This is a genomic window from Streptococcus cristatus (genome assembly GCF_003943515.1).
GTDB classification, from domain to species: Bacteria; Bacillota; Bacilli; order Lactobacillales; family Streptococcaceae; genus Streptococcus; species Streptococcus cristatus_D.
Genome location: NZ_RJPT01000007.1, coordinates 82,739 through 101,293 on the forward strand (window position 1 = coordinate 82,739; position 18,555 = coordinate 101,293).

The window sequence follows — 18,555 nt, forward strand, 5'->3', positions numbered from 1 at the left end:
GTGGGTTTTCTTGACCTCACAGTTTTTTTGTTCCAAGATTTAGAGAAAGCTTAATAATTTTTCTAAAATAGTAATAGAAGGCTGGCAATAGAAAAGAGCCTGAGTGATATTCAGGCTTTCTTGGATAGATTGAATAGAGTTTTTAGTTGGATGCTTGAGTGCTGGACTCTGTTGTTGTATGCTGGTCTTGGCTTGTCGAACTGCTGTCAGTGGAAGTAGTTGTATGGCTCGTATTCGTTTCTGCGCTTGAGGAGCTTGAGGATGTTTCGGTCTCAGTAGCAGATGAAGTTTCTGTTGGAGTCGAGCTGACCGAAGTTGACTCTTTTTCTACTTCTTTGATAATGGTAGTAGTCGTTGTCGAGTTGCCTGTATCAGTTTTTGATTTTGAGTCATTGTTGTTCATAAGGTTCATGATGGTAAAGCAAGCAATGACGATTGAAAGAAGACTGGCAATTGTAGCAATAGTCTTTTGTAGGGCAGAAAAGCCAGTTTTAATATGCTGACTAGTCGGTTTTCGATTTGAATTGCTGTTATTTTTTTCTTTGCGAGAATAGTTTTCCATGTAAAAGTCGCTCCTTTTCGTTCTTAATTTATTATACGTCTTTTATTTAGAAAAGTCTTCCAAAAATTTGAAAATTTCAAATGAAAACGTACACAAAATATAAATAACAACAGCTCTAAAAGGCGGAGAGATAAGCCTCTTAGAGCTGTTCGTTTTATCAAAATGTTAGAGCTGTTTTGGTGTCAGAGTCAAGGGCAGCTTGGGCCACAGCTAGCCGAGCTGCTGGGACTCGATAAGGGGAGCAGGAGACATAAGTGACTCCGATTTCTTGTAAGAAAGGAATGGAAACTGGATCACCGCCAACTTCGCCACAAACTCCGATGGACAAGGTTGGATCTACTTGGCGAGCTTTTTCAATGGCCAATTTCATCAATTGGCCGACACCATCTTGGTCAAGGCTTTGGAAGGGATCCTGGGTGAGCAACTTTTTCTCTTTATAGTCGTTGAGGAATTTTCCGATATCATCCCTTGAAAAGCCAAAAGTCATCTGGGTCAAGTCATTGGTTCCAAAGCTGAAGAAGTCTTTAGAAAATATCAAACGGAGGTCATCAATATTACAGATAAATCAATTGAAGAGACAGCTTTCCTGATTGAAGATTATTTAAAAAAGTTAGATATGATTGGCGAGGCGAAGTAATCGTCTTCAGGGCCAGTTCCTAAATTTATCAGGTAGGAACTGCGCCCTTTTCTTGTTCCTAGGCTCGTTTCGTGTTACAATAGGAGTATTGATTTTTACTGATAAATACAGAGGAAAAAGATGATTTATTTAGATAATTCAGCGACAACCAAGCCTTATCCAGAGGCGCTGGCCACTTATACAGAAGTGGCTTCTAAAATCTGGGGCAATCCTTCTAGCTTGCATAGTTTAGGCAGTCAAGCGACCCGTCTCTTAGAGGCCTCTCGCCGTCAAATAGCAGAACTTTTAGGCAAGTCTTCATCGGAGATTTTTTTTACGTCTGGAGGGACAGAAGGGGACAACTGGGTACTTAAGGGAGTTGCTTTTGAAAAGATTCCTTTTGGCAAACACATCATTGTATCTAACATTGAGCATCCAGCGGTTAAAGAATCAGCTCTCTGGTTGCAGAGTCAGGGATTTGAAGTCGATTTTGCACCAGTCGATAAGTCTGGTTTTGTTGATGTAGAGAAGCTAGCGGAGCTGATTCGACCAGACACCACCCTGATCTCGATCATGGCAGTCAATAATGAAATCGGCAGTATTCAGCCCATTCAGAAGATATCTGAACTGCTAGCAGATAAGCCAACTATTTCCTTTCATGTAGACGCTGTACAGGCTGTTACGAAGATTACGACAGCTGCTTATCTAACGGATCGTGTGGATTTTGCGACTTTTTCCAGTCATAAATTTCACGGTCTTCGCGGTGTGGGATTTGTCTATATCAAGTCTGGCAAGAAAATCAGTCCCCTCTTGACTGGTGGCGGCCAGGAGTCGGACAAGCGCTCAACAACGGAGAATTTAGCAGGTATTGCAGCGACAGCTAAAGCTCTGCGTCTGTCCATGGAAAAGCAAGAAGTATTTGCCCAGCGGACGGCTCAGATGAAGAAGATTCTCCTTGAAGAGCTGCAGAAGTATCCAGATGTGATGATTTTCTCAGACATGGAAGATTTTGCGCCTCATATCCTGACCTTTGGTATCAAGGGGGTCCGTGGGGAAGTTGTCGTCCATGCTTTTGAAGACTACGAGATCTACATCTCGACGACCAGCGCTTGCTCTTCCAAGGCCGGCAAGCCAGCGGGAACGCTAATCGCTATGGGAGTCGAAAAGTCTCTCGCTCAGACCGCTGTCCGTATCAGTTTAGATGTTGACAACGATATGAGCCAGATGGAGCAGTTTTTGACGACTTTTAAAATTATTTACGAAAAAACCAGAAAAGTAAGGTAAACAATGCAATATTCAGAAATTATGGTGCGCTATGGTGAGCTTTCTACCAAGGGCAAGAACCGCATGCGCTTTATCAACAAACTCAAACGCAATATTCAGGCTGTTTTGTCAGTCTATCCGCAGGTCCATGTCAAGGCTGACCGTGACCGCACCCATGTCTATCTGCACGGGACAGACTATCAGCCTGTCGCTGAATCGCTCAAGCAGATTTTTGGAATTCAGAATTTTTCGCCGTCTTACAAAATTGAAAAATCGGTACCAGCCCTAATCGAAGCTGTCCAAACCATCATGAAGGAAGTCTATCAAGAGGGCATGACCTTTAAGATTTCCAGCAAGCGCAGTGACCACAGTTTTGAACTGGATAGCCGCGAGCTTAATCAGACGCTTGGAGATGCTGTTTTTGAGGCCATTCCAAATGTTCAGGTCAAGATGAAAGCGCCGGATATTGAGCTGCGCGTTGAGATTCGTGAAGAAGCGGCTTATCTCTCCTATGAGACCATTCGTGGCGCTGGAGGCTTGCCAGTCGGAACTTCAGGCAAGGGCATGCTCATGCTGTCTGGTGGGATTGACTCACCAGTGGCGGGCTATCTGGCTCTCAAGCGCGGTGTGGATATCGAGGCGGTTCACTTTGCTAGTCCTCCCTACACTAGCCCAGGTGCGTTGAAAAAAGCTCAAGATTTGACAAGAAAACTGACTAAATTTGGCGGTAACATCCAGTTTATCGAAGTTCCTTTCACGGAGATTCAAGAGGAGATCAAAGCCAAGGCTCCTGAAGCCTACCTGATGACACTGACCCGTCGCTTTATGATGCGCATTACAGACCGGATTAGGGAGGAGCGGGGCGGTCAAGTCATTATCAATGGAGAAAGTCTTGGTCAGGTGGCAAGTCAAACCATCGAGAGTATGCAGGCTATCAACGCTGTAACCAATACACCGGTTATTCGTCCTGTCGTGACGATGGATAAGCTGGAAATCATTGAGATTGCGGAAAAAATCGATACTTTCCAAATCTCTATCCAGCCATTTGAAGATTGTTGTACCATTTTTGCACCTGACCGACCTAAAACCAATCCGAAAATCAAGAATGCCGAACAGTACGAAGCTCGCCTAGATGTTGAAGGTTTGGTAGAACGCGCCGTCGCAGGCATCATGATTACAGAAATCACACCGCAAGCAGTGACTGATGAAGTTGACGAGCTGATTGAGGACTTGTTATAGGAGTTTAGAAGTAGCTTTTTACTGAAAGAATCTGTAAATTATATTCATTGATGCTAAAGATAAAAGGGGGTATTCATGAACGAATGGGATTCCTTTTTGAGTGGTCTCATGGGAGCATTGTCTTGGAAAGATGGACAAGATAATGCTTTGCTGTTTGGAATGCCCAGTTGGACTTATTTACTTGGTCTCTTAGTTCATTTTCAGATTTTCCTGAGCTTGTATGCTCTCTTATTTTGGGGATTTCATTTAAGTATTAAGGAAGCTGGCTCTGTCAAGAAGGCCATGAGAAATAAATGGAATACCATACGTCAAAGTCAAAAAAGTACGGGCAGAGCTATTTTTGTCACAATAATTGGCGTTCTTCTTATGCTTTTTATCTTTCCTGCTTATGAAGGCTATCGAATTACCAATGGTATTTGGCGCTATCATTATTTTACTAATCAGATAACCGAGCTAAAAACGGCTTTAGTGACTGGTGTTGATACTGAGACCGGAGGAAGTAAGTCTACCTATTCTCGAATTACCTTCACTATTACGGTTGATGGGAAAGAGCGAAAGGTCAATGTTTCAGATAGTAATAAAAGTCTTGCCAGATCAGCTAAAAAACATTTAAAGACTCCGATAGCTATTGAGGTTTATGTCAATCAAGAAGGGCAGATTGTATATTTTAAATAAATGGAAGTACAGAATGAGGATATTTAGTTGAAAATCCGTTTTCATTAAATGAAATTACTTGCAAAAGGTTAGTAGAAGTGCTATACTAAGAATGTTGACTATGCACGGCCTGTGCAACCGCTCGAACATCGTTGCTCACATAGTGAGTATAAAGTGGTTCGTCCCACGATGCTAGGCGAGTCTTCACAAAAATACGGGGAAACCCCAAAAAATCATAGGAGGTGCATAATGAGCACATACGCAATCATTAAAACTGGCGGAAAACAAGTTAAAGTTGAAGTTGGTCAAGCTATCTACGTTGAAAAATTGGATGTTGAAGCTGGTCAAGAAGTGACTTTTAACGAAGTTGTTCTTGTTGGTGGTGATAAAACTGTTGTCGGAACTCCACTTGTTTCTGGAGCTACTGTAGTTGGAACTGTTGAAAAACAAGGAAAACAAAAGAAAGTCGTTACTTTCAAGTACAAACCTAAAAAAGGTAGCCACCGCAAACAAGGTCACCGTCAACCTTACACTAAAGTTGTCATCAACGCAATCAACGCTTAATTTACAGGAGAACACATGATACAGGCAGTCTTTGAGAAAGCCGAAGATGGCGAGCTGAGGAGTGCGGAAATTACTGGACACGCCGGAAGTGGCGAATACGGCTTTGATGTCGTGTGTGCATCGGTTTCTACGCTTGCCATAAATTTCATCAATTCAATTGAAAAATTTGCAGGCTACGAACCAATCCTAGAATTAAACGAAGAAGAAGGCGGATATTTACGAGTAGAGATCCCTATGGATATTCCGCCGCATCAGAGAGAAATGACTCAGCTTTTCTTTGAATCATTTTTCTTGGGAATGGCAAACTTATCGGAGAACTCTTCTGAGTTCGTCCAAACCAGAGTTATCACAGAAAACTAACACGGAGGAAAAACACTATGTTAAAAATGAATCTTGCAAGCTTGCAACTTTTCGCCCACAAAAAAGGTGGAGGTTCAACGTCAAACGGACGTGATTCACAAGCAAAACGTCTTGGAGCTAAAGCAGCTGACGGACAAACTGTAACTGGAGGATCTATCCTTTACCGTCAACGCGGTACACACATCTACCCAGGTGTTAACGTTGGCCGCGGTGGAGATGATACATTGTTCGCAAAAGTTGAAGGTGTAGTACGCTTTGAACGTAAAGGTCGCGATAAGAAACAAGTATCAGTTTACCCAATTGCGAAATAATTCATTATTGATAAAAATCCCTGTCTCAAGATTGGGATTTTTGTTTTTGGGAAAAAATGAAATCGTTTCCTTTTGTGAAATCATTTTAAAAGAAATTGTTGCTACATGCAATGTTTTTTTTGTATAATAGAGTTGTTATAAGGATATTCTAAGGAGGGCAATATGGGATTTCTGGGTTTAGCTATTTCAGCTTTGTTAAATAATACGTTGATTCAATTAAAAGATGAATTGGTGGACTTTGGTGTAGATAATTGGGAAAAATTTGAAACTGGATTTAATAAAAGTTTTACTTCCTATTTTGAGGGTTCATTTAAGAGAGTGAAGAATATTCCGTTTGTGTTAAGCGGTACAAATAATATCGATTTGCTTTCTATTTTCCAGCCCACTTATTTAAAATCAGAAATAAGTCATGTGAGATGCTATACTGCTGATTTAGATAATATTTTACAAGAATCGGATAATGCTTGGATTTATGGATATGGTGGCATTGGTAAATCAACCATGCTGAAGTACTTTTTTCTTAAGGAGATTGAAAAAGCTACGAGTAATAATAATCAAAGAATTCCCATTTATATTGAATTGAGGAAATATAATTTTGATTCGAAGAAAAGAAGGGAATTTTTAAATTTTATATATGAAGAAGCTAAAGTATTAGGGTTTGATTTAGAGTTTAAGTATTTTGAATATATGGCAAAAAAAGGGCGTTTTATTTTTCTTTTGGATGCTTTTGATGAAGTAGCTTCAAATAATATGGATCAAGCCGCGACTGAGATAGAAGAATTAGCCACTAGATATTCTAATAATCCAATCCTTGTGACTAGCCGGAAATTACTTTTTAATCATATAAATAATACCTCTTTATTTCATCCATATCAAACGAATGGCTTAAGTAAAGACGAAGCAATAGCATTAATAAAGCGCATCAGTAGATTGCCTGAATCAGAGCTAAGAGAAGAGGTGTTTGAACGATTTATCAAGAGTTTGGAAGAACAGTTATATGATGAATATCAATCATTTGCAGAAAATCCTATATTGCTTTTCTTGATGTTACAAATGTTTCAAAGAAATGCAAATTTTCCGGCTGAGAAAGCTACTTTTATCAAAAATTCTTATCGACTGCTCTATAAAGAACATGATCATTCAAAATTAGTTGCTATGAAAAGACAATTTAAAACCGACTTATCTGAGTCTACTATGTTGCGAGTTATTTCTTATCTTTGTTTTCTCACTTACTTTGAAAATAATGGAGAGAAATTAGAGTTTACAGAAAGTGAAATTCTTTCTTTGCTAGATAGGGTATTAAATCATGAAGATTCGTCTTCAACAAGAGCAGAAGATTTGCTTGCTGATTTGATAACCCGTCTATGTATCATACATAAAGAGGGACGATCTTACTATTTTGTCCATAATATTTTCCAAGAATTTTACGCGGCAAACTACTTATATGAGTTGTATGATGAAAGCCAAGAACAATTTTTTAAAACTGCTTTTCTTGCTGAAAATATGAATGAACGTTTGATTTTGACTACTTTAGAATATTATGATGAATTGGATAAAGAATTTAATAAGAAAAAGTTAAACTACAATATCTTCCTGCCAATTTTAGAAGAATTAAAACGTAGAAATGAAGGAAGAGACTTTGGTGAATTGGATACAAATTTATACGATGTGAGCCTGTCTTCTAAAGGTGAGGGAGATATTAGTTTCGATGATTTGGGTTCTTATTTTTTATATTATTTAATGGAATTTGCTGAAAAAGTTTATTTAGTAGAGCAAGATAAAAAACTGCCTTTGCCTGTAAAATTTCCCAAAATTAAAGAAAAAAAGATATTTTTTATATTTTCCAAATATCATGATAATTTAACGGATCAAGAGTATTTTCAACTGCATGTTAAAATTTATAATGAACTCCAAAACGTAAAACTAACAAGTGAAGCAATGGAACTTATGGAAAAGTATAAGCTAGACTTGATTAATTTCTCTATTGACTATAGTACGATTCGTAAAGACGCTGCATGGTATGAAGTCTTCAAAAAAAGTAGTGCTTATGAATGTTTAAATTTCATTGAAGACTGGGTAACAAAGACAAGAACCGAAAAAGAAGCAGACAAAAGAAAAATCCCAATTTTGAATTTTAAAAAATAAATCGGCAATATCTGCTGATTTATTTAGTTTTGAAATCGTTTCCTTGACATTTTCTATTCTTAATGTTTTAATATAGGCTACAGGGATAAAAAGGAGAATATATGTTTCATTTTTTTACAAGAATAGACAGTATTTCGACGAATGAATTGGAGAAGCGGTTGAAGTCTAATATCCAACTAATTGATGTACGGATGCCGGCTGAATTTCGTAGAGGACATATCAAAGAGGCGAAGAATGTTCCTTTAAGTCAAATAGGTCAGTTTTCACCTGCTAATGAGGAGACGATTTACGTTATTTGTCACTCAGGCATGCGGAGTAAGATGGCAGCGAAAAAGCTGAAGAAAAAGGGCTATGATGTTGTCAATGTCCGCGGTGGTATGAGCGCTTGGACAGGGGAAACATTCAAGTAGAATCTATTAAGTTAATCTTGCCTCCTAGCTGGCAATTTACTTTAAAGAAAATGGTAAGAGTGACGGTCTAGAAACAAAGTGAAATTAGCTTCAGCTATATGGATTCTTTCTGTCAGGGTTTATATTAGAATACCTTGTACATAATTATTAAAACCAGAAGGAGTAGAAAAATGAAAACGATATCAGCAGCTGACTTAGAAAAGCAGTATCAATCTGAAAAATTGGCCATCGTAGATGTGCGCGAAAGACATGAATTTCAAGCGGGTCATATCCCAAATGCTGGAAATCTTCCGCTTAGTGAGTTGGAAACTGGCTATAAAAAGCTGGATCCTGACTACAAATACTATGTCATTTGCCAAGGAGGTGCGCGTTCAGCGACTGCTTGCCAATTTCTTGCCATGCAGGGCTTCGATGTGACCAACGTATCAGGTGGCATGAACGCTTGGCTAGGAGAAACAGAATAAAAGAACAAAAGGATTCGTCTCTTTACTAGAATCCTTTTTCTTATTTTCGATTTACGAGAAAGAGAATGGCCTTCCCAATTCTTTCCTCTAGTTTTAGCAGATTATCTGATGGATTTTCTAAACAATCTGCTAAATTCTCAGTAAAAAGCATTGTTGATTTGATTGGTTTGAAGATACTTTTAGGAAACGCCCATAATCACTCTCTGATTCCTCTATTTACTTTTTATCAAAATTCTGGTATAATAGCTTATGTTATAAAATATAACATAGAAATTGAACTAAGAGAATATTAAACAAAATAAGGGCCTATCTTTGTTTCAGATTCTCTTATTCTTAGACTTCTCTCAATTTTTGGAGGTGTATTTATGAAAGTATCAAAAATGCTTTTAGCTACTGGAGTGGTACTCAGTGCAGGAGTATTCTTGTCAGCTTGTGGCAAATCTTCATCCAGCACAACCACATATTCTTATGTTTATGCCAGCGATCCGGATAGCTTGAACTACCTGACCACGAACCGTGCAACTACATCAGACGTTATTACAAACCTTGTAGATGGTCTTTTGGAAAATGATGAATATGGAAATCTAGTTCCTTCTCTTGCAGAATCATGGACAGTTTCTCAAGACGGCCTGACTTACACATATAAGCTTCGTAAGGATGCTAAGTGGTTCAATGTTGATGGTGAAGAAGTTGCAAGTGTGAAAGCTCAAGACTTTGTGACTGGACTTAAATATGTGGCTGACCAGAAGTCTGAAGCCCTTTACCTGATTCAGGACTCGATTAGCGGCTTGGATGCCTATGTCAAAGGTGATGAAAAAGACTTCTCCAAAGTCGGAGTAAAGGCAGTGGATGATTATACGGTTCAATACACGCTGACACGCCCAGAGCCTTATTGGAACTCTAAAACGACGAATAATATCTTGTTCCCTGTCAATGAAGAATTTTTGAAATCTAAAGGAAAAGATTTTGGTTCTGTTGATCCATCAAGTATTCTTTACAACGGTCCTTTCCTTTTGAAATCCTTGACCTCTAAGTCTTCTATGGAATTTGTTAAAAATCCAAATTATTACGATAAAGACAAGGTCAGTCTAGAACATGTTAAATTAACCTACTATGATGGATCAGACCAAGAATCTCTAATTCGCAACTTCAGTGATGGTGCATATAGTGGTGCCCGCCTCTATCCGAATACTTCAGGATTTGCGGCAGTTAAGAAGAAATATGCGGACAATATCCTTTATAGCCCACAGGATGCGACCTCATATTACTTTAATTTCAACTTCAACCGTCAATCATACAATCACACTTCCAAAACAAGTGATGATCAAAAGAATGCAACAAAAGAGGCTGTTTTAAATAAGGACTTCCGTCAGGCCGTCAATTTTGCCCTTGACCGGACTTCTTATGGTGCGCAAAGTAACGGTAAAGATGGAGCTACCAAGCAGTTGAGAAATACGCTTGTTCCACCAACATTTGTTCAAATTGGCGATCAAACTTTTGGGCAAGTTGTTGCTTCTAAATTAGTGAATTATGGTACAGAATGGGCAAATATTGATCTGACAGATGCTCAAGATGCTTATTATAATCCAGAAAAAGCCGAAGCAAGATTTGCCAAAGCTAAGGAAGCTTTGGAAGCTAAGGGAGTTCAATTCCCAATTCATTTAGACCTTCCTGTAGACCAGGCCGACAAGGTGAGTATCCAATGGGCAAGTTCAGTAAAACAATCAATTGAATCAACCTTGGGTGCAGAAAATGTAGTGATTGACCTGCAGAAGATTAGTGTGGATGATTTGAACAACATCACCTATTTTGCAAATACTGCAGCTCAAAAAGACTATGACTTCTATACAGGAGGCTGGTCAGCTGACTATCAGGATCCATCTACCTATTTAGATACTCTAAATGTAAATAATGGTGCTAGCTTGCAAAACTTTGGTTTTGAGCCAGGCCAAGATATGGACAAGATGAAAGAGCTGGGCTTGGACACTTATACTAAGATGTTGGAAGAAGCAAATGCTGAAACAACAGATGTGAAAGTTCGCTATGAAAAATATGCGGATGCACAAGCTTGGTTGCTTGATAGTGGGATTATCATGCCGACCATTTCAGGAGGCGGTAGTCCTTCTGTAAGTAAGTCCAAACCTTTCAGTCGTGCCTATTCACTCGTTGGAATCAAGGGATCTGGCTTCAACTTTAAATATACGAAGCTCAGAAGTGAGATTGTAACGACCAAAGAATATGAAGAAGCTAAGAAGAAATGGCAAGAAAAAACCTTAGAATCTAACAAAAAAGCCCAAGAAGAATTAGCAGATCATATTGAAAAGAAATAAAATATATAAAGAGGCTGGGACAAAAGTCCTAGCCTCTCAATTGTCTTTGGATTGTCGAGCAAGACGCAGTGGCTGAGTGGGCTCTACTACGCTGATTTCATCAGCTTTTACAGCCCTACTCAACTGTGCGGAGGTGGGACGACGAAATCGAATTCTAACGAATTATCGATTTCTGTCCCCCTCTCTTTTGATTTGACATAGATTAGAAATTTTGTAAAAGGAGCGATTTAGGCTTGTCTTTTTGTGAAAAATTGGTTATAATGAATAAGTTACCACCCTTAGTGTAATGGATATCACGTAAGATTCCGGTTCTTGAGATGGGAGTTCGATTCTCTCAGGGTGGATGACTGAAGCTTGGACTCGAGAGAGTCCTTTTTTGTTTTCTAAGAGAGGAGACAACTATGGTGGTGAAGTTAATCGCCCATACCTTGATTGAGAAGAATGGGCAGTATTTACTTATCAAACGCTCAAAAATAAAGCGCGGCCTTCCTAATGTTTATCCATGCTATTGGGATATTCCTGGCGGAAGCGTAGAAGAGAACGAACTACCCAGAGAAGCAGCTCTACGCGAGGCTATGGAAGAGGTTAATCAAAAGATTCGAATTGATAAGATTATTCATGAAGATAGTCAGTTTGACACAAGTAAAAATACTGTTTTTACACGCTTGGTTTATGGGGCTAGGATTATAGATCAGCGCGATATCCTATTGGATCCGGAAGAGCATACAGACTTTATTTGGCTTTCTTCTTTGGAGGACTTAGAGGGAGAGATGATTGTTCCTTATTTGCTTGATATTTTTGCTGACAGATCCACATAAAACAAAAAAACATCCCCTTTTATCAGGAGATGTTTTTCTGATTAGTTTTTAGATGCTTCTTGGAATTCTGGATTCTTCCATGCTTCATCAATAATTGCTTGCAATTCTTTGGCAGATGCTTGCATCTTTTGAGTTTCTGCATCGTTCAATGGGATATTTACTGGACGAACGATACCGTGAGCACCAACAACTGCTGGTTGACCAATGAAGACATCTTTCACACCGTATTGGCCTTCTTGGAAGACTGAAAGTGGAAGTACAGCATTTTCATCGTCAAGGATAGCTTTTGTGATACGAGCAAGGGCTACAGCGATACCGTAGTATGTAGCACCTTTCTTGTTGATGATTGTGTAAGCGGCATCACGAACGCCTTCGAACAATTCGATCAATTCAGACTCTTGAACATTTTGAGTATCTTTAAGGAATTCTTCAAGGTTTACCCCTGCGATGTTAGCATGTGACCAAACGGCGAATTCTGAATCACCGTGCTCACCCATGATGTAGGCGTGAACTGAACGAGCGTCAACATCCAATTTTTCAGCAAGAGCTTGACGGAAACGAGCTGAGTCAAGTGAAGTACCTGAACCGATAACGCGTTCTTTAGGGAAGCCTGAGAATTTCCAAGTTGAATAAGTCAAAACGTCAACTGGGTTAGCAGCAACAAGGAAGATACCATCGAAACCTGATTCAACAACTTGTGTTACGATTGATTTGTTGATGGCAAGGTTCTTACCAACGAGGTCAAGACGAGTTTCACCTGGTTTTTGAGGCGCACCCGCAGTGATAACAACAAGGTCAGCGTCTGCACAGTCAGAGTATTGAGCTGCGTAGATCTTTTTAGGTGAAGTGAAGGCAAGGGCGTGGCTAAGGTCAAGCGCATCACCTACAGCTTTTTCGTGTAATTGTGGAATTTCGATAATTCCAAGCTCTTGTGCAATTCCTTGGTTAACAAGCGCGAAAGCGTAAGATGAACCTACGGCACCGTCACCAACAAGGATGACTTTTTTATGTTGTTTAGTAGCAGTCATTTCTAAACATCTCCTTATTATTTTTGGGGTTTTCCCCATACAATTACATTCTACCACTTTTGATACAGTTTGTCACGGCTCACCGTGGTATTTTGACCCCTAAAAGGCTATGTAAACGTTTTTATATTCGGTTTTAAATACTGAAAATATAGCTAAAATGTGGTATAATGAGATAGTGATTTAATATTGAAATGAGGCATTTTTTAATGCAAGATAGAAACTTAGTAGATGTCAATTTGACCAGCGAAATGAAGACCAGTTTCATCGATTATGCAATGAGTGTTATCGTGGCTCGGGCTCTTCCAGATGTTCGCGATGGTCTTAAGCCGGTTCATCGCCGGATTCTTTATGGCATGAATGAGCTAGGCGTTACGCCTGATAAGCCTCACAAGAAATCAGCTCGTATCACAGGGGATGTCATGGGTAAGTATCACCCGCATGGTGACTCCTCTATTTATGAAGCGATGGTGCGGATGGCTCAATGGTGGAGCTATCGCTACATGCTGGTAGATGGCCATGGAAACTTCGGTTCGATGGACGGAGACGGGGCCGCAGCCCAGCGTTACACAGAAGCACGTATGAGCAAGATTGCTCTGGAGATGCTTCGTGATATTAACAAAAAAACTGTTGATTATATTGACAACTATGATGCCAGCGAGAGAGAGCCTATGGTTCTTCCTGCGCGCTTCCCTAACTTGCTTGTAAATGGAGCGACAGGGATTGCGGTTGGGATGGCGACTAATATCCCACCGCATAATCTTGGTGAGTCTATTGATGCAGTTAAGCTGGTTATGGATAATCCAGAAGCAACGACTCGTGACATCATGGAAGTCCTGCCTGGACCAGATTTTCCGACAGGAGCACTGGTTATGGGTAAGTCTGGTATTCACCGGGCTTATGAAACTGGTAAGGGTTCGATTGTTCTTCGTTCTCGTACTGAAATTGAAGAAACGAAAAACGGCCGTGAGCGAATTGTCGTAACCGAGTTTCCTTACATGGTTAATAAGACTAAGGTTCATGAGCATATTGTTCGCCTGGTGCAGGAAAAACGCATTGACGGTATCACAGCTGTTCGCGACGAATCCAACCGTGAAGGAGTTCGTTTTGTCATTGAGGTTCGTCGTGATGCTTCTGCTCATGTCATTCTAAATAACCTTTTCAAGTTGACTCAGATGCAGACCAATTTCAGCTTCAATATGCTGGCCATTCAAAATGGTGTACCGAAGATTTTATCTCTTCGTGAGATCTTGTTGGCCTACATTGAACACCAAAAGGAAGTGGTGACTCGACGGACAGCCTTCGATAAAGAAAAGGCGGAAGCTCGAGCACACATCTTAGCTGGTTTGCTGATTGCGCTGGATCATATTGATGAAGTGATTCGCATCATCCGTAATAGCGAGACGGACGCAGAAGCCCAAGCTGAATTGATGGCTAAGTTTGAGCTGTCTGAGCGCCAGAGTCAGGCTATCCTTGATATGCGTCTGCGTCGTCTGACTGGTTTGGAACGTGATAAGATTCAGTCAGAGTACGACGAACTGATTGCCTTGATTGCAGACTTGGCTGATATCTTGGCTAAGCCAGAGCGTGTTATCGCTATTATCAAAGAAGAGTTAGATGAGGTCAAACGTAAATTTGCGGATGACCGCCGAACTGAGCTGATGGTGGGAGAAGTTCTTTCTCTTGAAGATGAAGATTTGATTGAAGAAGCGGATGTTTTGATTACCCTGTCTAATAAAGGCTATATCAAACGTCTAAATCAGGCAGAATTCACTGCTCAGAAACGTGGTGGACGCGGTGTTCAAGGAACTGGTGTCAAAGATGATGACTTCGTCAAAGAGCTGGTTTCAACGAGCACTCACGATAGACTGCTCTTCTTTACTAACAAAGGCCGAGTTTATCGTCTCAAAGGCTATGAAATCCCTGAGTATGGCCGTACAGCTAAGGGCTTGCCAGTGGTCAATCTCTTGAAACTGGATGAAGGAGAGACCATTCAGACCATTATTAATGTCCAGCAAGACAGTAGCGATCATTCCTATCTCTTCTTTACGACCCGTCTAGGTGTGGTTAAACGAACCAGCGTGACAGAATTTGCTAATATCCGTCAGAACGGTCTCAAGGCCCTGAATTTGAAAGATGAAGACGAGCTTATCAATGTCTTTCTGACGGACGGTGCTGCAGACGTTATCATTGGTACTAAGTTTGGTTATTCGGTCCGTTTCAATGAGACAGCTGTCCGAAGCATGAGCCGTAGTGCGACTGGTGTTCGTGGAGTTAATCTTCGGGACGGCGACCAGGTCGTTGGAGCAGGTGTGATTACTGAGTGCGATGAAGTGCTTGTCATTACTGAAAAAGGCTATGGTAAGCGAACTCTTGCTAGTGAGTATCCAACCAAGGGCCGTGGTGGTAAAGGGATTAAAACAGCCAATATCACTGATAAGAATGGACCTCTCGCTGGTTTGATGACTGTTACTGGCGAGGAAGATTTGATGATTATCACTAATACAGGCGTCATCATTCGGACAAGTGTGGCAAATATTTCTCAGACAGGTCGTTCAACCATGGGAGTTAAGGTTATGCGTCTGGATCAAAATGCCCAGATTGTCACCTTTACAACGGTTGCGCCTGACGCAAAAGATGATGAGGAAGAAGTAGAATAAGAGGAGGATGAATGTGAAGAAATCTAAGAAGAAATTCAAGCTCAGAAATTTCATCATTAACTGTGCAGTTTTCCTTTTATTTCTAGTTGCCCTAGCTCTGATTTTTAACTCCTCTATCCGAAATATGATCATGGTTTGGCACACAAACCAATACCAGGTTAGCAAAGTTTCCAAAGAAGAAATCAAGCAAAATAAGGCAGTCGAGTCGAGTTTTGAGTTTAGTGAAGTCCAATCTCTTTCGACAGAAGCGGTCATCAATGCTCAGTGGCAGGCTCAAAAACTACCAGTTATCGGTGGTATTTCGATTCCTGAAGTGTCGATGAATCTGCCAATTTTCAAGGGCTTGGATAATGTTGGACTCTACTATGGTGCTGGCACTATGAAAGAAGATCAACATATGGGACAAGGGAATTACGCCTTAGCCAGCCACCACGTCTTTGGAATTACTGGAGCTAGTGACATGCTCTTTTCACCGCTAGATCGTGCCAAAATAGGGATGAAAATCTATATCACGGATAAGGAAAAAATCTATACCTATACGATTTCTAGTATAGAAAGTGTCGCACCAGAGCGCGTGGATGTCATCAATGATACGGAGGGGGTTGCTGAGATCACTTTAGTCACATGTGAGGATGCAGCAGCAACCGGTCGAACTATTGTTAAAGGTACGCTTGAAAGTACGATTGACTATGACAAGGCACCAAAAGATATTTTAGATGCTTTCAGTCGATCTTATAATCAAATGCAGCTATAATGCAAATATTGTCAAAACGAAGTAACTCTTGTTGCTTCGTTTTTTGATTGATAAAACTAAAATAATATACGAACAGATACTAGAACGCTTTCAAAGAATATGCCTTCTTTATTAGATTGTGCTATACTTATGTTAGTATGGTACTCTTTTAGTCAAGAAAGGAAATTATCATGAAAATATATAAATCACTTTTAATATTTTTTATAACATTTATATGTTTAGGAAATATCACTGCCTGTAGCCAGTCCAAAACAGCAGAAAAGAAGTTTGATTTCATAATGACAGCAGAAGATAAAAAGAGACTTCATAAAGAAGAAGAGAAAATAGCTTTGTATTTGGTGAATCATTACGAAGATGTGAAAAAAATTAAGTTTGATAAATTTCACAGGGGAGGATTTGGGATAGCAGATTCAATAAGTGTTATTGTCAATGATGATAGTTACATAAAACCAATTATATTTAACGATGGTAGTGAAAGATATTCCGTTGATTATGATCCGAGTGATTTTCATTTAATAAAAAAGAAAAATTCTACGGAATTAACCAGTCTTGATGGGATTGAAGTGATATATTATGAGGAAAAGTAAATTGATTATAGAAAGATAATATAATTGAGGTATGAAATCGTTAATTTCAAGTTATTGATGACGCTGCATAAAGAAAGGAGTATTTATGAAAATATCTAAGTTACTTTTGATAGTCTTTATTGGATTTCTAGGGATAGGAACACTCAGTGCCTGTAGTCAGCAGAAAAAAACAGGACAGAAAGAGAAAGTTACATTGACAGAAGAAGAGAAAAAAGAAGTTCAAAAACAAGAAAAAAATCTAGCTTTGTTTTTAGTGAATAACTATGAAGGGATTAATAAAATTGAGTTCACAGATGTCTCTAGAAAAGAATTTGCCCAGTCTAGAAGTGTTTTTCTAAAAGTGAATGATAATATTAGTATTAGTTCGTTTTTAGATGACAATTATGATAATGGTTATAGTTTAGCCTATAAAAAAGGTGAGAAGACTTTAATGAAAAAGGAAAAACCGACTGATTTTGAGACTCTTGAAGGAATTGAAGTAATATATAATTTAGGTACATAATATGTCGAAAATTACTGAAAAAGATTATAAAGAATTAGCACGTAATGTGTATAAATTTTATCCAGAAGAATATAAAAGTGAACAGTAGATACAAATTGGAGATCCAACTGATATAAACTATCGAAATCCCGAATCATTCTATGATAGTATGTAAGATTTAGTTCGATCTATCTTGAAAAGTTTTGCATATTATATAACTACTCGCTTTATTTATGATTTTTTGGCTACATTATAGCCAGATTAGTATGGTTGAAAATTTTGAACTCTATAAAGGAAAGGAATATTTATGAAAATATCTAAGTTACTTTTGATAGTCTTTATTGGATTTCTAGGGATAGGAACACTTAGTGCCTGTAGTCAGCAGAAAAAAACAGGACAGAAAGAGAAAGTTACATTGATAGAAGAAGAGAAAAAAATAATCAGAAAACAAGAAGAGGCTCTTGCTTTATTTTTGGTCAATAATTTTGAGGATGTTCATAAAATAGAGTTTGTAAGTATTTCAAAAGGCGGACTTGGTAGACCTAGATTCATTTATTTCTCGGTAAACAATAAAATAGAAGTTTCAACAGACTTAAAAGATAGTTACGATATACAGCATTATGGCTTGGTCTATCATAATAGCTCAGAGGAACTAAAACGTAAGGAAGTTCCTTCTAAATTTACAAAATTATCAGAGGCTCATTTATATGTTGTATATTATGGAGAAAATAAATGAATATAATGGATGCAGATTATGATACAATTACGACCTATGTTTATGGGCTTGATACACTAGATCAATCAGAGAAACAATAATCAGTTGGAGAATTGATTGATGGTCACGTTCGAAAATTTTGAGTTATTCTATGATGGTAGATAAGATTTAGTTTTATTGATATTAGAGGGATTGTAAATGATGTAAACGCCTGCTTGGTTTATAATCATTTTGCTATAATATAACTATGTTAGTATAGTTGAAGATTGTATGTTCTATAAAAGAAGGGAATATTTATGAAATACTTTAAGTTACTTTTGATAGTATTTATTGGATTTCTAGGGTCGGGAACACTCGGTGCCTGTAGTCGGCAGAAAAAAACAGGACAGAAGGAGATGGTTACATTGACGACCGAGGAAAAAAAGAAACTTCGTAAAGAAGAAGAGGCTCTTGCTTTATTCTTGGTCAATAATTTTGAAGATATTAAAAAAATAGAATTTATAAGTATAGTAAAGGGTGGTTTTGGAACTTCTGATGTGGCATATATGAAAATTAACGATAAACTCCTTGTGGATTCTAGTCTGCAGGACACATATG

20 protein-coding genes, 1 tRNA gene, 2 pseudogenes and 1 other annotated feature are annotated in these 18,555 nt (G+C 38.9%); of the genes and pseudogenes, 20 read left to right on the forward strand and 3 right to left on the reverse strand.

Going from position 1 to position 18,555, the window contains the following annotated elements; genetic code table 11:
* Positions 1 to 142 precede the first annotated feature (142 nt).
* Both D8791_RS07395 and D8791_RS07400 read right to left on the reverse strand, forming a co-directional pair.
* Positions 143 to 562, reverse strand: a complete 420-nt coding sequence (locus D8791_RS07395) for a DUF6556 family protein (RefSeq protein WP_125447063.1) — start codon at positions 560 to 562, stop codon at positions 143 to 145.
* 157 nt (positions 563 to 719) lie between these two features.
* Positions 720 to 1,091: pseudogene (locus tag D8791_RS07400) on the reverse strand (putative PEP-binding protein); the annotation flags it as partial.
* Between D8791_RS07400 and D8791_RS07405 the strand changes: the two are divergent.
* From D8791_RS07405 to D8791_RS07475, 14 genes and pseudogenes are all read left to right on the forward strand, one after another.
* Positions 1,074 to 1,199: pseudogene (locus D8791_RS07405) on the forward strand (phosphoenolpyruvate synthase regulatory protein); the annotation flags it as partial. The pseudogenes D8791_RS07400 and D8791_RS07405 sit on opposite strands and share 18 nt — an antisense overlap.
* A gap of 120 nt (positions 1,200 to 1,319) precedes the next feature.
* Positions 1,320 to 2,462: a cysteine desulfurase family protein gene (locus D8791_RS07410; RefSeq protein WP_125447065.1), complete on the forward strand. Its 1,143-nt coding sequence runs from the start codon at positions 1,320 to 1,322 to the stop codon at positions 2,460 to 2,462.
* Positions 2,463 to 2,465: 3 nt separating this feature from the next.
* Entirely contained in the window at positions 2,466 to 3,680 is a 1,215-nt protein-coding gene (thiI, locus tag D8791_RS07415; RefSeq protein WP_125447067.1) for a tRNA uracil 4-sulfurtransferase ThiI, read from the forward strand.
* A gap of 75 nt (positions 3,681 to 3,755) precedes the next feature.
* Positions 3,756 to 4,355 (forward strand): hypothetical protein, encoded by a 600-nt coding sequence (locus D8791_RS07420; protein WP_125447069.1) that lies wholly within the window; start codon positions 3,756 to 3,758, stop codon positions 4,353 to 4,355.
* 105 nt (positions 4,356 to 4,460) lie between these two features.
* Positions 4,461 to 4,548: a sequence feature (ribosomal protein L21 leader region), on the forward strand.
* A gap of 35 nt (positions 4,549 to 4,583) precedes the next feature.
* Positions 4,584 to 4,898 carry a 50S ribosomal protein L21 gene (gene rplU, locus D8791_RS07425; RefSeq protein WP_005591928.1) on the forward strand — a complete coding sequence of 105 codons (315 nt, stop codon included), beginning with the start codon at positions 4,584 to 4,586 and terminating at the stop codon, positions 4,896 to 4,898.
* Between the two features lie 15 nt (positions 4,899 to 4,913).
* Positions 4,914 to 5,258: a ribosomal-processing cysteine protease Prp gene (locus D8791_RS07430; RefSeq protein WP_005590407.1), complete on the forward strand. Its 345-nt coding sequence runs from the start codon at positions 4,914 to 4,916 to the stop codon at positions 5,256 to 5,258.
* 17 nt (positions 5,259 to 5,275) lie between these two features.
* Positions 5,276 to 5,569, forward strand: coding sequence for a 50S ribosomal protein L27 (gene rpmA, locus D8791_RS07435; protein ID WP_005590406.1), 294 nt, complete (start codon positions 5,276 to 5,278; stop codon positions 5,567 to 5,569).
* Between the two features lie 162 nt (positions 5,570 to 5,731).
* Positions 5,732 to 7,714: an NACHT domain-containing protein gene (locus D8791_RS07440; protein WP_125447071.1), complete on the forward strand. Its 1,983-nt coding sequence runs from the start codon at positions 5,732 to 5,734 to the stop codon at positions 7,712 to 7,714.
* A gap of 101 nt (positions 7,715 to 7,815) precedes the next feature.
* Positions 7,816 to 8,124 (forward strand): rhodanese-like domain-containing protein, encoded by a 309-nt coding sequence (locus tag D8791_RS07445; protein WP_125447073.1) that lies wholly within the window; start codon positions 7,816 to 7,818, stop codon positions 8,122 to 8,124.
* A 170-nt stretch (positions 8,125 to 8,294) separates the two neighbouring features.
* Entirely contained in the window at positions 8,295 to 8,588 is a 294-nt protein-coding gene (locus D8791_RS07450; RefSeq protein ID WP_125447075.1) for a rhodanese-like domain-containing protein, read from the forward strand.
* A gap of 65 nt (positions 8,589 to 8,653) precedes the next feature.
* Entirely contained in the window at positions 8,654 to 8,881 is a 228-nt protein-coding gene (locus D8791_RS07455) for a hypothetical protein (protein ID WP_125447077.1), read from the forward strand.
* A 72-nt stretch (positions 8,882 to 8,953) separates the two neighbouring features.
* Positions 8,954 to 10,918: a peptide ABC transporter substrate-binding protein gene (locus D8791_RS07460; protein WP_125447079.1), complete on the forward strand. Its 1,965-nt coding sequence runs from the start codon at positions 8,954 to 8,956 to the stop codon at positions 10,916 to 10,918.
* A 272-nt stretch (positions 10,919 to 11,190) separates the two neighbouring features.
* Positions 11,191 to 11,262: transfer RNA gene (locus tag D8791_RS07470), tRNA-Arg, on the forward strand.
* Between the two features lie 57 nt (positions 11,263 to 11,319).
* Positions 11,320 to 11,736 (forward strand): NUDIX hydrolase, encoded by a 417-nt coding sequence (locus tag D8791_RS07475; protein ID WP_125447081.1) that lies wholly within the window; start codon positions 11,320 to 11,322, stop codon positions 11,734 to 11,736.
* 41 nt (positions 11,737 to 11,777) lie between these two features.
* Here the strand turns inward: D8791_RS07475 and D8791_RS07480 are convergent, their stop codons facing one another.
* Positions 11,778 to 12,764, reverse strand: coding sequence for an L-lactate dehydrogenase (locus D8791_RS07480; protein ID WP_005591942.1), 987 nt, complete (start codon positions 12,762 to 12,764; stop codon positions 11,778 to 11,780).
* A gap of 206 nt (positions 12,765 to 12,970) precedes the next feature.
* Between D8791_RS07480 and gyrA the strand changes: the two genes are divergently transcribed.
* From gyrA to D8791_RS07510, 6 genes are all read left to right on the forward strand, one after another.
* Entirely contained in the window at positions 12,971 to 15,421 is a 2,451-nt protein-coding gene (gyrA, locus tag D8791_RS07485; RefSeq protein ID WP_221760705.1) for a DNA gyrase subunit A, read from the forward strand.
* Between the two features lie 7 nt (positions 15,422 to 15,428).
* Positions 15,429 to 16,175 carry a class A sortase gene (locus tag D8791_RS07490; protein ID WP_125447086.1) on the forward strand — a complete coding sequence of 249 codons (747 nt, stop codon included), beginning with the start codon at positions 15,429 to 15,431 and terminating at the stop codon, positions 16,173 to 16,175.
* Between the two features lie 170 nt (positions 16,176 to 16,345).
* Entirely contained in the window at positions 16,346 to 16,762 is a 417-nt protein-coding gene (locus D8791_RS07495; RefSeq protein ID WP_185760573.1) for a ubiquitin carboxyl-hydrolase, read from the forward strand.
* 85 nt (positions 16,763 to 16,847) lie between these two features.
* Complete coding sequence (locus tag D8791_RS07500; protein ID WP_125447088.1) at positions 16,848 to 17,264, forward strand: ubiquitin carboxyl-hydrolase; 417 nt, start codon at positions 16,848 to 16,850, stop codon at positions 17,262 to 17,264.
* A gap of 286 nt (positions 17,265 to 17,550) precedes the next feature.
* Positions 17,551 to 17,979: a ubiquitin carboxyl-hydrolase gene (locus D8791_RS07505; protein WP_125447090.1), complete on the forward strand. Its 429-nt coding sequence runs from the start codon at positions 17,551 to 17,553 to the stop codon at positions 17,977 to 17,979.
* A gap of 275 nt (positions 17,980 to 18,254) precedes the next feature.
* On the forward strand, positions 18,255 to 18,555 hold a 301-nt coding region (locus tag D8791_RS07510), incomplete at its 3' end, for a ubiquitin carboxyl-hydrolase (protein WP_125447092.1).

Coding starts and splice junctions, on each gene's coding strand:
- rpmA (WP_005590406.1), top strand. CDS start 5,276: ATGTTAAAAATGAATCTTGCAAGCTTGCAACTTTTCGCCCACAAAAAA.
- D8791_RS07480 (WP_005591942.1), bottom strand. CDS start 12,764: ATGACTGCTACTAAACAACATAAAAAAGTCATCCTTGTTGGTGACGGT.
- D8791_RS07395 (WP_125447063.1), bottom strand. CDS start 562: ATGGAAAACTATTCTCGCAAAGAAAAAAATAACAGCAATTCAAATCGA.
- D8791_RS07475 (WP_125447081.1), top strand. CDS start 11,320: ATGGTGGTGAAGTTAATCGCCCATACCTTGATTGAGAAGAATGGGCAG.
- D8791_RS07505 (WP_125447090.1), top strand. CDS start 17,551: ATGAAAATATCTAAGTTACTTTTGATAGTCTTTATTGGATTTCTAGGG.
- D8791_RS07495 (WP_185760573.1), top strand. CDS start 16,346: ATGAAAATATATAAATCACTTTTAATATTTTTTATAACATTTATATGT.
- D8791_RS07410 (WP_125447065.1), top strand. CDS start 1,320: ATGATTTATTTAGATAATTCAGCGACAACCAAGCCTTATCCAGAGGCG.
- D8791_RS07450 (WP_125447075.1), top strand. CDS start 8,295: ATGAAAACGATATCAGCAGCTGACTTAGAAAAGCAGTATCAATCTGAA.
- D8791_RS07430 (WP_005590407.1), top strand. CDS start 4,914: ATGATACAGGCAGTCTTTGAGAAAGCCGAAGATGGCGAGCTGAGGAGT.
- D8791_RS07490 (WP_125447086.1), top strand. CDS start 15,429: ATGAATGTGAAGAAATCTAAGAAGAAATTCAAGCTCAGAAATTTCATC.
- rplU (WP_005591928.1), top strand. CDS start 4,584: ATGAGCACATACGCAATCATTAAAACTGGCGGAAAACAAGTTAAAGTT.
- D8791_RS07440 (WP_125447071.1), top strand. CDS start 5,732: ATGGGATTTCTGGGTTTAGCTATTTCAGCTTTGTTAAATAATACGTTG.
- thiI (WP_125447067.1), top strand. CDS start 2,466: ATGCAATATTCAGAAATTATGGTGCGCTATGGTGAGCTTTCTACCAAG.
- gyrA (WP_221760705.1), top strand. CDS start 12,971: ATGCAAGATAGAAACTTAGTAGATGTCAATTTGACCAGCGAAATGAAG.
- D8791_RS07445 (WP_125447073.1), top strand. CDS start 7,816: ATGTTTCATTTTTTTACAAGAATAGACAGTATTTCGACGAATGAATTG.
- D8791_RS07420 (WP_125447069.1), top strand. CDS start 3,756: ATGAACGAATGGGATTCCTTTTTGAGTGGTCTCATGGGAGCATTGTCT.
- D8791_RS07455 (WP_125447077.1), top strand. CDS start 8,654: ATGGCCTTCCCAATTCTTTCCTCTAGTTTTAGCAGATTATCTGATGGA.
- D8791_RS07500 (WP_125447088.1), top strand. CDS start 16,848: ATGAAAATATCTAAGTTACTTTTGATAGTCTTTATTGGATTTCTAGGG.
- D8791_RS07460 (WP_125447079.1), top strand. CDS start 8,954: ATGAAAGTATCAAAAATGCTTTTAGCTACTGGAGTGGTACTCAGTGCA.